The organism is Providencia sp. UF-224 (assembly GCF_058245955.1).
Genome location: NZ_JBSICC010000003.1, coordinates 129,721 through 142,543 on the forward strand (window position 1 = coordinate 129,721; position 12,823 = coordinate 142,543).

Annotated in this window: 15 protein-coding genes; all 15 read right to left on the reverse strand. The window is 47.6% G+C overall.

Translation table 11 applies throughout. The features are described 5' to 3' along the window. Nucleotides 1–2: 2 nt before the first annotated feature. Complete coding sequence (locus AC4IFO_RS04655; protein WP_181468530.1) at nucleotides 3–530, reverse strand: phage baseplate protein; 528 nt, start codon at nucleotides 528–530, stop codon at nucleotides 3–5. Then, nucleotides 527–3,037 (reverse strand): phage tail tape measure protein, encoded by a 2,511-nt coding sequence (locus AC4IFO_RS04660; protein ID WP_490732228.1) that lies wholly within the window; start codon nucleotides 3,035–3,037, stop codon nucleotides 527–529. The genes AC4IFO_RS04655 and AC4IFO_RS04660 overlap by 4 nt, the downstream gene beginning before the upstream one ends. Nucleotides 3,038–3,119: 82 nt before the next feature. Next, the gene (locus AC4IFO_RS04665; protein WP_181468531.1) at nucleotides 3,120–3,578 is read right to left on the reverse strand and encodes a hypothetical protein; all 459 of its coding nucleotides are present in this window, start codon (nucleotides 3,576–3,578) and stop codon (nucleotides 3,120–3,122) included. Nucleotides 3,579–3,628: 50 nt separating this feature from the next. Then, complete coding sequence (locus AC4IFO_RS04670; protein ID WP_096863412.1) at nucleotides 3,629–4,081, reverse strand: phage tail fiber protein; 453 nt, start codon at nucleotides 4,079–4,081, stop codon at nucleotides 3,629–3,631. A 9-nt stretch (nucleotides 4,082–4,090) separates the two neighbouring features. Further along, nucleotides 4,091–5,578, reverse strand: a complete 1,488-nt coding sequence (locus AC4IFO_RS04675; protein ID WP_286210470.1) for a DUF3383 domain-containing protein — start codon at nucleotides 5,576–5,578, stop codon at nucleotides 4,091–4,093. Nucleotides 5,579–5,587: 9 nt separating this feature from the next. Further along, nucleotides 5,588–6,103 (reverse strand): phage gateway protein, encoded by a 516-nt coding sequence (locus AC4IFO_RS04680; protein ID WP_181468533.1) that lies wholly within the window; start codon nucleotides 6,101–6,103, stop codon nucleotides 5,588–5,590. Beyond that, the gene (locus AC4IFO_RS04685) at nucleotides 6,093–6,461 is read right to left on the reverse strand and encodes a phage collar protein (RefSeq protein ID WP_181468534.1); all 369 of its coding nucleotides are present in this window, start codon (nucleotides 6,459–6,461) and stop codon (nucleotides 6,093–6,095) included. The genes AC4IFO_RS04680 and AC4IFO_RS04685 overlap by 11 nt, the downstream gene beginning before the upstream one ends. Continuing rightward, nucleotides 6,461–6,919, reverse strand: coding sequence for a hypothetical protein (locus AC4IFO_RS04690; RefSeq protein ID WP_181468535.1), 459 nt, complete (start codon nucleotides 6,917–6,919; stop codon nucleotides 6,461–6,463). The genes AC4IFO_RS04685 and AC4IFO_RS04690 overlap by 1 nt, the downstream gene beginning before the upstream one ends. After that, the gene (locus AC4IFO_RS04695; RefSeq protein WP_080972721.1) at nucleotides 6,919–7,350 is read right to left on the reverse strand and encodes a DUF4054 domain-containing protein; all 432 of its coding nucleotides are present in this window, start codon (nucleotides 7,348–7,350) and stop codon (nucleotides 6,919–6,921) included. The genes AC4IFO_RS04690 and AC4IFO_RS04695 overlap by 1 nt, the downstream gene beginning before the upstream one ends. Nucleotides 7,351–7,352: 2 nt before the next feature. Beyond that, on the reverse strand, nucleotides 7,353–7,694 hold the full coding sequence (locus AC4IFO_RS04700; protein WP_181468536.1) for a hypothetical protein: 342 nt from the start codon (nucleotides 7,692–7,694) through the stop codon (nucleotides 7,353–7,355). A 56-nt stretch (nucleotides 7,695–7,750) separates the two neighbouring features. Continuing rightward, a complete protein-coding gene (locus AC4IFO_RS04705; protein WP_181468537.1) occupies nucleotides 7,751–8,818 on the reverse strand; it encodes a major capsid family protein in 1,068 nt (355 codons plus the stop codon). Further along, on the reverse strand, nucleotides 8,818–9,315 hold the full coding sequence (locus tag AC4IFO_RS04710; RefSeq protein ID WP_181468538.1) for a structural cement protein Gp24: 498 nt from the start codon (nucleotides 9,313–9,315) through the stop codon (nucleotides 8,818–8,820). Before AC4IFO_RS04710 ends, AC4IFO_RS04705 begins: the two co-directional genes overlap by 1 nt. Beyond that, nucleotides 9,315–10,571, reverse strand: a complete 1,257-nt coding sequence (locus AC4IFO_RS04715) for a DUF2213 domain-containing protein (protein ID WP_490732233.1) — start codon at nucleotides 10,569–10,571, stop codon at nucleotides 9,315–9,317. The genes AC4IFO_RS04710 and AC4IFO_RS04715 overlap by 1 nt, the downstream gene beginning before the upstream one ends. After that, on the reverse strand, nucleotides 10,568–11,281 hold the full coding sequence (locus AC4IFO_RS04720; protein ID WP_181469339.1) for a phage head morphogenesis protein: 714 nt from the start codon (nucleotides 11,279–11,281) through the stop codon (nucleotides 10,568–10,570). Before AC4IFO_RS04720 ends, AC4IFO_RS04715 begins: the two co-directional genes overlap by 4 nt. A 37-nt stretch (nucleotides 11,282–11,318) precedes the next feature. Continuing rightward, a complete protein-coding gene (locus AC4IFO_RS04725) occupies nucleotides 11,319–12,821 on the reverse strand; it encodes a phage portal protein (RefSeq protein ID WP_490732235.1) in 1,503 nt (500 codons plus the stop codon). Nucleotides 12,822–12,823 lie beyond the last annotated feature (2 nt).

Consider the following 12,823-nt stretch of genomic DNA (forward strand, 5'->3'; position numbering starts at 1 on the left):
GGTCACCACCCTAACGTAAATTCACCGTCAGCAATTTTGGTTGCTGCCGATTTTTTCTTTTTGTCTGGTACCGTGGACGTTTGCACTTTTCCGCGATTCACTGTGCTCGATTGCTCTTTTTTTGCCACCTTACGGGGCGGCAGGTCGCCATATTCTGGCTCAACCGTTCGCCACTCACTAAAGCGCAGCGAGAGTTTAATCGCATCGGCCATCTCTGGAATTTCATCGTGATAGAGATTCACTAGCAACATCGGTTGGTAGGTTTTCACCCGCGTTTGGATACCCACTAACTGATGCTTATCGTAGGCTTGCTGTAGGGTTTCAAAGGCGCTTTTCATTTCGCCAGCTAAAATTAAATCCATACCAATTTCGACTGGCTGAACCACCACATGGTCACTGCGTGTTTCCCCCGACTCAACGGTAAACTGTGTTGCTTTGTGTTCGTCACGGACGTTAATTTGAATTGGATTGGCCGTTTCAAATAACGTCGAAAAGTTATCGACATTGAAGATTTTCACCTCGGTGATCATTTGCTTACCCCCGAACTGGTTTGATGGGCTAAATCTTGTAGCTGGGATTGCAACGCATCTTTCGTGCCATTAGCCATGCCTTGCGCATCCGTGGCTTGAGTTTCCACTTTGATTTCACCAATTGACAAGTTAGTTTCATTGGTGGTACTGGATTGATTACTGATGGCTTGGCTGGTCATCGGGTTGATTGGATTAGCTGACATGCCATTAATTTGTTGGCTCAGCCCTTTTACTAACAACGCAGTATCTTCTTCAGATAACGTGGGCTGTTCGGGGATTTGGTGCTCTATCGTGCCGTCAGTCGTGATTTTGCGTTCAACCGTTTGAGTCACTTGTGCATCCTCAAAACCAAACCACCCTTTGACGGTACTCCAGCCATTTTTAATCGCGTCTAAACCGTCATTAATCCAACCTAAATACTGTTTGATTTGCGCCCATAGCCACTTAAAAATCCCGACAACGGCATCAGAAGCCACCGTAAAGACGCCTTCAAATTGCTTGCCCCAATCCGCTAAATCGTTAATAAAACCCGTGAGCCATGCCCATAACTGCTTGCCACCATCAACAATAAAGTTAAAAGCTGACACTGCCACATCGGCAACGACCTGAGACAAGGCGATGACAAAATCAAAGAAGGCTTTAAACGCTTCCCACAACGCAATAATGACCGCTTTAAGTTCGGGGTATTCATCCAAAATACGGCCTATCATCGAATCATTGCCGTCAATAAAGTTCATGATATCGTCATAGACTAAGGCAAACGCCGCAGCCAGTAAGGCAATAATCGCGATAATCGCCAAGATGGGCCATGTTGCTGCCAAAGTCGCTGCCGCCGCCGATAACATGGCAGGCACATAAAACGCCGCAATAGCCGAACCTATTGCAATAAAGAACCCCACAATAAGCGACTTGTTTTCTTTGCAAAAGCTCACAAAGCGGTTAATCCACTCTAACCCTTTGGTTAAAATCGGGATCACCATTTCAAGAAAGCTGTTTTTCAGTAAGCCTGATGATTGCTTAAAGCCTTGCATGGCTTTGTTGAATTTGATGGATTGTTCAATACTCTCTTTGTTGATACCAGAATATTCCTTTTGAATGCCCATCATGCGCTCGAGCTCTTTGCGGCCGTTCATCATCAGCTCGACGGTTTTATCATCCGTCACGCCCAGCCCCGCAAGCGTTGCCTTGGCTTTGTCGAACTTCATGCCCTGCACTTTATCTGCAGTCTGAAGTACTTTTTCCATAGTGTTTTTCGCAAAACCAAACGATTTGGCCATCGCGGATAAATCCGCTTGAGCCGCATCACGCGTACCGCCCAGTTCAGCTATTGAACCCGCGAAAGCGTCCACATCGGCAGTCGCTACATTGATTTTTTTACCCAGTTTGTCGAGGGTTTCAATATCAGCCGAACGTGAAATCGATTCCCCCACCAAAGCAGTCGCCCCCATCAATAAACCAACCGCCCCCAATGCCTTTTTGGCAAACGACATGACCGTATTACCCGCCTGCTGGTATTTGGTTTCGGTATTCTCAAGGGCTTTTTGCACGGATTGCTGTGCTTTAATTTCACTGGTCGCTGCTTCAATTCCCTTCACTTTCATCGAATCCACAAGACGAATTAACTCGCTGTAATTACCTTGCAGTGCTTGAATAATAGCGTTGGACAGTTGCTTCGCGGTGATACCTTGGTGTTCGGCTAACGTGAGGTCGGTGACACCTTGATTAAGTTGAATGACGTCTTGTTGTAGTGCCTGGTAGTTTGCATCGAGCTCGCCCAAAACACCCTGAGTGGATTGCATGCCTGCATCAGATATTGACCGCTGTGCCTCAAGGCTGGCCATCGAATCTGTTACTGTCTCTAACTGTGTTTTAACCGAGCCTGTTTGGGCAATAACCTCATCTGCATTAGTAACAAAATCAATCGAATGTTCAACCGATAAGCCTTGCACCGATTGGCGTAAGTCTGCCATCACACGTTCAATTTCTGCGGCGCCATCGGCCGTGGTGGTCGGGATTTTTTGCAGCTCGTTAACATACTCACAGACCGAGCCTTTTACCTGTTCTAATGCCGCTTTTTGGTCACCCACCGATAACGAGCCGAGGTCATTTTTTAATTGGGTGATATCAGATTGCAGTGATTGCCCCCAATCCCCTAGCGCATTCCCCCCGGAGACCCAAGCAGCGTCTGCATTTTGCCGTTGCTCATCCAATGCGCTTAATGATGAGCTCACCGCATCTAACCGAGCCACGATTTGGCTTGTCTCAGCACTGACCTCGCTGGCATTGGTGGTGAACAAAATGGCATGTTCAGTCGACAGCCCTTGCAACGATTGCCAAAGCTCCGTCATGACACTCCCGATGGTCAGTGAACTTTGCTGCGCCGCTTGTTGGGTTTGTTTCATGCCATCAATAATGTCATCGGTCGAACGTTGCACCTTTTTAAATGCCCCATCCGCTTGCCTTGTATCAAACTCAAAGACCTGCACAAAGGTATCCATTAATGACATTAGCGATCCTTTGAAGCCGCAAGGGCTTCGTTATAACGGTTAGTAATGGCAATTTCCCACAGGTCCATTGCTTCTTCTAAATCTATTGAGGTTTTGAGTTCGGTGAAGGTGGCGAGGCGTTCGCTGACGATGACGGCAAAGAACCCATCAGCGTTTTTATAATCGACGGGAGTGAACCGCTTACCTTGCTGAGCAGGAAGTGGAGGAAGCCTGAGTTCCCGTCGCCCCCGAAAAAACTGGTGTTGTACTTCAACATTTCCAACTCTAAGCGGATCAACGATTCGCCATCGGGTACATGGTTATCAATAAGTGTTTGTGTTTTAAGGGGGATTTCTTCACCATCGATAGTGACACACACATAGGCCATCATTTTTAACATGGCCTCTTTGCTGACCTCATAATCACCAATTTTGGGGGCGTTAGATAACGGATATTTGGCTAGGATTTCACGCCCGACTGTAGCCGGCAGGCGACTAATTACAAATAGCTTTTCAACGCCATCAACGTCTTTGATAGCCACTTCTTTAGGTTTAATCAACATGGTAAACACCGATAAAAAAGGCGGGGAACCCCGCCAGAAATTGAAATGAATTAACGGACGCGCGTACTGTCGAAATCCTGAAACACAAAGGTATAGGCTTTGGATTTCAAACGTCCCGCAGAGGCCGCAGAGTTGCCACGACTGCCATTGGTAATTTTGCCGTTACGCGCTGTGACCGTTGAGCCATCACCGTAAGACGCCACAAAGGTAATGATATCCCCTGCGTGTCGGCGCCCTTTTTTCGCGGTATTCGCCTCGAGCAAAATCGACAAGTTTTGATCTTCTTCGCTACCAGCTAAAACGTTGATGGTGACGGTTTGTGGTGTCGGTGTGGACCAACTCACCAAGTTACCATTAATGTCCATGCCCGTTTGTGCAATATCGACAGCCGGTAAATCCAGTGGGTCAGCATCGTCAGCAAAGGCGGTAATTAAAATCCCAGTGGGAAAGGTTTTGCTGGCTTGAATGGTAAAACTCAAGCCGGTTGCAGATACATCATGCATGTTCTACTCCTAGACTAAATTATGTGAGCCTTCGACTTTGCGAACCCAATCGCCTTTGCCGTAAATCAGCACGTATTTCATGACATACTCAGGCAAGTCGCTTTCATCCGTGTTTTCAACAATCTGCGCGTTATACCAATAGCCTTTATCCTGTACGTCATACCAAGCAAGGTCATCGCCAGACGCATCCGCAATCGCCAGCTTTTGTACGTCACTCAGCGTTTTACCGGCTAAAATTGTGCCGTTATTAATCGCTTTAGTGACCGCACCGGCGATCACCATCAACGCACGCGCTTCACCGTCCTTATTCGCAGGAACACCGCGTGTGGCCAATAACACGTTAAACCATTGCTGAGCGATATAGGCTTTTAGCCATTGCTCATTAGCGTGCACACTCATATCCAGCGGATTAGACGCACCACCGCACAAGAAGCCCCGCTGATAGAAACGAATTTGTGAGCCAGCTATCGCGGTTTCACCGTAATAGTTCACGCGCAGCTTATCGAATCGGTCAGCGGCTTTATCTGTGGTCACTTGCGCAGGGAACGTGACGCCTAATTGACGGAACATGTAGTTTGTCGTGGCGTTGGTTCGGTCATAATCCGTCGCCGCCATAACGGCCATGGGTAAGGTTTGAATAAAATAGTTGGTATCTGTTTTGAGGCTTAACCCCACAGAAGCGGTTCCCATCAACGCTGCGCTAAAATCTTCAACCTGCTTTTCGCTCACGCTAATATGTAACTGGTATTTGACGTTTTCACCGGAAACATACTGCGCCAACGGCACGGCTTGCTCTAACGTCAACTCATCCAAGAATGTCGCACTGCCGAATGAATCGGAAACCTGCTCGGCAACCATAAAGGCTTCCAGCGGCGTTTGTGCAGGGTTACCTTCAGATGCAGTACCGGAAGACAGCCCCATAGCATTCGCCAGCACCGAATATTCAACACTAATGGATGCGCGTTCTTGCACGCCGCCACTCAGCTCAAAGGCGCTATCGAGTGAATTAAACGTCAAATAGCTACTGGAAAATTGCGGTTCTCTTTCTGCATTGAGCTTTGCTTGAATGGTGGACGCAATATCCGCATAGGACTTCGCTTCTGACAAATCAATATCTTTGTAGCTTTTAGTGACGGTACCAATCGTGACTGATAGCGTCCCATCCGCAATAATTTTTAAATCTGCTAACGCGGCGGCTTTGGTACCAAATAGCGTAGGTGCTCGCCCGACGGGCTCATAAGAAGCAATTTGTAATTCCTTCGGCTTACTCACTGGTGCAGGGCTAACATAGCTAAAATATTGTCGTGCAAAATGGGCTTCAGGAGAATCAACACCCAGTAAATCCTCTATTTGACCACTGGCGAACTCTAAAACTTTACCTGCGGGAATTTTGGGATTAGTGGAAAATAGGCGACCGGTTAATTTACGCATCGGAACAGCAGACGCGCCAATAACCGCCGATGCGATATCAACGTATCGAGTTTGTTTAATTGGCATAATAAAACCTTATATGCGGTGGATATCAGGATAGAGCGCGCTTATGGCAGCTGTATCAGGGAAAAGAGAGCGTTTAAAAGTCACATTAAAATCAAACGAGGGGTTTTGTTCGTAGTCACCATAGTCGTTCACAAAGTAAGGCTGGCGAACGAATGTTGCCCGTTGTACACCAATACCTTGCTTTCTCAGTGTGGTCACAAAAGGCAGTGAATTGACAACCATTCGGGCAATGGCGGTAATATCATTGGCGGTATATGGGCCTAATTGGGTAATGAATGCCTGAACTTGGTACGTTTTTTCCGATAATTGGTTTTCTTGGTGATTGGCATTGTTGCCTTGGACATTGTAATGGCGACCTTGCCACCCATGCCCGCTTTCATTGATGGAAAAGAACATCACCATATTATCTTCACGGCCTTGCTTGGTGGATTGAAAACCCGCTTTCACGGGGATATCAATACCCACTTCGGCCAGCTGCCGTAATAACTGTTTGCGAATGGCAATATCAACGTCATTATCCGTCATAGGCCCCTACCTCAATGCAAATCACCGATTTCCAGCCGTCCTGCTCGTACCAATCCGCATCCCCCATCACATCGTATTTCTTGCCATTAAAAACAAGGTAATCGGGAGACGTACCGCGCTGAATGCCCTTGATATCATGGGAGGTATAAAAACGCCGATAAACCTGGCTTGAATCAAAACCCATTGATTGTACATCTTGGGTATCAACTGCTTGCCAACTGCCACGAATATCAACCGGCTCATGATATTGGTTTTGGTCATGCCCTCGCTCATCGGGTTCACGCTTTTTAAAGCGAAACCACAGGGCCGTTTGCTGAGGAATATAGCGAGAAGCGATACGGTGTAAATTTCCGAACATTACTTATCCTCCACGGCAAAACTGACGGCCTGTAACATCTGTCCCGTGTCCACTAAGGGCTTATCGGTGGATTTACCTTTGCTATGACGTCTTGCTCTGGCTTTTACCGTTGAATCATCCAAGGCAGGTGTGGTTACCGCTTTAATGGCCAGTTTCACATCCCCAGCCGCCTTTGCACCAACTTGGGTTAGCCCATCGGTAACAGAAATATTGCCAGCGGCCGCCGCTTTGGCCACACGGAAGATCAACTGGCCATACTCTGTTTTTTTATCGCTCATCGTCGGGCGAAAAAACGAACGGGGAGGAATGCCACCAGCGGGGTAACCTAACTCTTGAATAGCGGCAATATAGGCAATGGGCGTACCATCGGGATACTTCGAGTGTTCAAAGAAACCCACTTTCAATTGTTTCTTGGCTAACTCATCATAGACTTTTTTCAACTGAGCTAATTTCGTCATTAACGTAACCGCCCCCCTCGTGTGAACCGGCCACCCACACCGCGAAATGCCGAGCGTTCACCCGCACCACCGATGTATTGCGGCACACTACAGCGTTTTATCAGTGCTAAGAACTGTTGGCCATAGGTGGTCATTTTGAACCAGTGTGACCAATCAGACCCCGCAGGGGGCGCAGAGAATGACACGCTGACTTTATCGATGGTCACACTAGTCACAACACCAGTTGGGGATTCATCATCCGCAATCCACTTTCGCAGTGATAGCATATGAGCAACAACCAACATCCACAGTTCGTTAGTACATACGCCCCTGCAGGGAGAAAAGTAATTTAAGGCAGATTGAGCAATAATATAAATGTCATCATCACTCACACCATTAAACGATGGATAGAGCACACGAAATGACGTTAGGGGAAATGTGCTCGCCTCCATCATTATTTACCCTTTTTGTTGGTTTTCGGGACCGCTTGTTTTTCTGCTTCCAATGATTCCACGGTATCTGGCGCTGACTTATCGCTAGCCTCCATATTGGTGGCCACTTTTTCAGGATCTTCTTTGCGGTTTTCAACGCTGATAAACCCGTTTTCTTTGTGTAACTGAAAAACGTGGTTATCTTTGAGTTGGACGTATTGTTCATCACTGATTTCCGTGACGCGCCCGCGCGGGGTATACATGTGCTTAGTCATGATGTTGGCTTGGCCGGCAATAAACACTTTGCCATCGGTGACCGAGTAATTTTGGTCATTCGATAACGTGCAATAAACATACAGAGACATAGTTTTATTCCATAAAAAAGCCCTCATTTGAGGGCGTAAAAAAGGAAAGTGGCAGGTTAAATGCCAGTTAGGCGGGTAATCGCCCAAGGGCGCGTGACAAAGACACCCGCTGTCGCGTTGGTCGCATCCTCTAAATACCCTTTGATTTGTGCTTGTGAGCCCAACAATTGATACTTAACCGGCACCACTTGTAAAATGGTCGCGCTGGTTGCAGTTGAACCATCATCGATGGTATCTGCGAACATATACGCCACATCCGCACCACCATTCGCCCCGACAAATTCAGGTGAGAACACAAAGCGCAGATTTGGATAGTTCTCTTTCACCCATTGATACACCGTTTCACCACGCGCCACAGGGTTAGCGACGTTTAGCGTTGAGCGATAGCCCAGCGGTAACGTCAACGTGATCGCGATATCGTCTTTGATGATCCCGCCTGAACTCATTTCAATGCGCGAGAACATATCGGTAATATCTTGGGTGATATCGGCAAACGTGCCGCCCTTCCATTTTTTCGATGCGGTTTCATAAGCGGGTAGATTCGGTTCATTCATCAAGCCAAACACGCGGGTTTCAGGGCTATTAAACCCATAGTAACCAATCCGCTCACGCCCTTGTTCTAAGGATTCTGTCGCTGAGTTACGCTTTTCTGCGGCGGCTTCAAAACCAGCTGCAGATTGGCGTGCTTCCTCTAACTTACCGACTTGAAAACCTTGTTCAAAACGCACGATACCGCGGCGTTCTTGGTCTTGAATGTAAGACGCTAACGGCACATTGGTATGGTCACCGTAGAGCTCAGCTTTACCAGTTGGTGTTGCCACGTTCAGAATGATTTCTTCATCGTGCCATTCACCCGCATTCAATACACCAGTGATTTCATCCAACACACGAACACGGGTTGCGGTGCGAATGAGACCAGGGAGAACGTGTTGCAACATTTCACGCTGAATTAAACCGCCTTGTACAGCAGCACCAGTGATCGCGGAGTCCATCGACGCCAAACCGCCAAAACCAATTTGCTCAAGCTCGCGATACGTCCACTGTTGGTTAGGTTGGATATTAAGTTGGCCATGCTTGCGAATATCGCGGCCAGACATATAAAACTTTTGCTTGCTAACTGGCATTATTCACCTTCCTTTACTGCCGCTGGGTATGGGATTTCGGTTAAGCGAATAACGCTCAAATGCGGTGTGTCAGCTGACGACAAATGACGACTGACAAAGCCAATCACGCGATCACCTGCCGCTACGGTTTCTTTGGCCGATAATGAACCGTCCGTTTCGCTGAACACGACGGGATCATTGATTTTGCCTTCGTCATCACTTAACTCGACATACACCTCCCCCATCGCTAAAAACTCACCTTGAGTACCATTGCGTGCATAGTTCACTTCAACACGATACGCTTTCGGGTTAATCATGATCCCCGCAAAAGCACCCTTACCACCCACTTGGACAGACTCCACAGAATCATCTTTGTAGGTGTAAGCCCGACCGAAGATATTTTGTTTTTCATCCGCTGAGCTGAGAATGGCGGCAACGGCACGAATAGGCCCTGCATGGCTGATTTCACCCACTACGCCAGACGTTAAGCCATGCGCCACTGATTTAGGAATTGCCATTATTTCGCTCCCCATTTATCCATAATTGATTGATTGCTAACCTCAGAGTCCATCGTCACTGTGGCTTTCTGTGAATCTGGTACCCGCCCTTGCATCCACGCATCGAGTGCAATGGCTTCATTACCTTTACCGCATTGAATACCAAGCTTATCAACGCCATACTCCGCCACTTGTTGCTTGGTCATGGCGGCATGGTCAAATACGCCAAGGAATGGGGTCAGCTTATGGGCTAACGAATCACGCTCGCCGATTTGCTTTAGCAGCAATCCAGTGTCCATGGTGGGCTTTGATGCTTCCAAACGCTTAATCTTGCGTTTTAAGGATGCAATCTCATCCATCGTACCGATGCCGTTTTTCAAGCGTTTGAGTCGACGATTTAAGCTATCCGTGGTCGCTTGGTCGAGATGCTCCTTAGCTTCTTCGATGGCTTCGACAGCTGTCTCAATTGCCACCTCAGCAGCTTCTACGGCTTCAGGTGTACCGGTTGTGGCTTCTTCCGCTGCAACTTCGGCAGCTGACACGGCTTCTTCCGCTTTTTGCTCTTCTTCGGGATCAGCATCAGTGGATTTCTTTTCTTCTTTCGGCTCTTCATCGGTTGAAGGCTTAGTTTGTGCAATCACCTCTGCAATAATGCTTTTCAGCGCAGTGACTTGCTCCGCTGTAAACGCACCTTCATCAGCGGTTTGCTTCTCTTTGTTTTCTTCTTCGTTCATGCGAATAAGTTCCTTTGTGTCGATAGTGATAACGAGGTGATCTTGCACAGCGACGTCAGGGCCAGTTCGCCCTTCATCCACTAATGCGAGGTGATTTCCACGTAGGTGACGCTGAATGACGTCATAGTGTTGGCCTTCATAAATGCCAGAGGTGAATTCATATTTACTGCGATAACCAGGGGAGAGGTCGATTTTGCCACTGTCGATATTGCTAAGCGCCACATCTGAAAAGATTTTGATATTGGCTCTAAGATACGGTGGGTCAAAATACACGTTCTCACCAATCACCCCTTGGATGCCTTTTTTCTCCGCTGGGGTCGCGTGTTTGCCTAACATTTCATGTTCAATAATGAACGGGGTGAGTTTGAAAGAGTTAATTGTCGCTTCGCTGGCCAGTTCTTCTGGTGGCCGCAATACGCGATAGATTTTATCGGGTATCGGCGCACCAATTTCTGCCCCCAAATAATCAAAAACCCCAACTTTAGAGATGGGGTTGTCTGTTACTTCGAGCCAGCCGTTGTTGTCATAGGTTCGTTTTGTCATGTCTCCTCACCAAAATTGATAGCTGGCGTCATAAAACATTTACATTCGGGCAATTGCCCAGGCAATCCTCGCTCACCAGTTTTTTCATCAATCACCGGTGGGTTATCTAGATCGAACTCTTCTCCATCTAGATGCAGATGTAACGCTCTTGGCTCTGCGCTTCCTCCCGAGTGGTTCCAGACGGCTTTACGAATACCCACTGATTTCATGCGTTCACAGTTTGCCGCAGTCGTGATTTTTCGTGTTTGGTCAACAGCGATAAAATTCGCTCGGCTTTCCGTGACACTGCCAGTGTGTCTGATTACATCTAATAAGGTTTTTGCGCCCTCGCCTCCTTGAGAAATAGAGCGCAGGGCAGCACTTTCGATACGCTGGTGAAATTGGCTAGGAATGGATTTAATCAGGGAAACATTTTCAGCCGTGGCGGCTATCATTCGGTCTTTTAACGCTTCTGGCATTACAGGGGTTTTGATGGTAATACCGCCAGAGAGCTGTTTAAGGGAGTCGTCTAAATTACGCTGAGCGCCGATATCGACTTGGGAAACAAACTTATCGGCCATGGCGCTAGACTGCGTATTAAAGATTTTATCCCACTTGCGTTTTAACCGGTTGAGCCAAATCCGTGTTTGACTCGCAATGCTGGCATCCATCGTGGCGCCGTCAAAATCATCACTCAATTCACTAAATACGTTTTCATAGTCTTTAATCATTGAGCGGATTAACCGTGATAGGTCACGTTGATAACGGCTAGATGGCGCTGCTGAATACTGCAGGGGCTTGCCCTTCAATACCGCTTGGCGGGAGGTTGCCCACTTCGCCTTTTTCGTTCGGACTCGTATTCGTCTCGACATAATCGCCCTCATTTACATCAATGCCGTAATAGCTCGACTCTTTATCAGCTGCGAGTTTTTTACGGATATCTAACCCATCAATGGCACCCGTAGCTGCTAGAGCTGCATCCGTCTGAGCTGATTTCAACTCAATATCGGCACTCTCTGCCGCCGTTGGGCTATCGAGTGGCGCCCATGTCACCGATATTTCAGTCAGCGGTAATTCTTCGCTACGCATCAACATGTCGTAATGACGCTGCAAAAGTTCTTCTAAGTCATTTGATTGGACGCTTTCCAGCTCTTCACGATAGTTCGACTCTTCATACTCACCCGTCGCATTAAAGCCCTTCGGCGTGGTACCGAGTAACTTAGTTGCAGGCACGTTTGCCGCCGCTGCGACTAACTGGTATTGCGTCATAATGGTGGCGTCTAAATCCGCTAACGAGGTGTCGAACTGCTGTGCAACGTCCTCTTTCCCCATCACTTGCACGCCATAGTTATCGCGCATCTCCATAAAATAAAGCATGTTTTCCTGAATGGTGTTCTTATCCGCACCTTCAGGGTCTGCCATACCAATAGTCAATAACCGTTTAGTCATCGCCAGTTGTGGCGCTTCATTGGCGGTACGTTCGGATGCGTAGACCCGCTCATAAATACGCTCTGGTACGGATACGCCAAAGTAGTTATACAGCGGCTTTAACACGTTAGGCACTGGGAACGGCACAAACTTAATAAAGTGCGACTTATGGTATTTGCGACCGCCTATGATGTAATACGTAGGGTCGTAAAAATCCATGCTGGCAGGGTCTTGGATATTGGAGTCGGTTAAATCAGGCGTTACCCATTGTGGGTCAATTTGCTTGATCCCCTTGTACATTCCCTTGGTCACACCATCGAGATTAAACGGGTTTTCATACCACTCTTTCGGGTTTGAGGTTTCCACCACAAATAACGCTAATCGACCACCATACACACGCCCAAAGTGAATAAGCTCCTTCAAGTGATGTTGTATACGGTACTTTTTATCCCGTTTACGCAGCTTTTTACTGATAGCGCTGTCATCGTCATTATCGCAATCAATATCATACCCTTGGCGAATAGCATCACGAGCAGGCATATTACAGGCCTTATCCACTAGCCAGTGCTTCGCAATAATGGCGCACATATTGTTGCCAATAAACATTTGCGAGGCATACCACGCCGCCTGTGACTCAGGTACACCATAAACTTGCTCACCTTTGAATGAAGGAACGGAAGTATCAATACTGTCCATCCCCACACCGTTAATCATCGGCTGCGGTAATGCTAACCCGTTAAATCCATTCTCTTTTGCTAATGCAGGGTACAAATCTGTGGTAAACGCTGACCGCTTCGGCGGTGCAATCTGCTCTGCAATTTTTCGCCTTTTAAACGGCCACATAG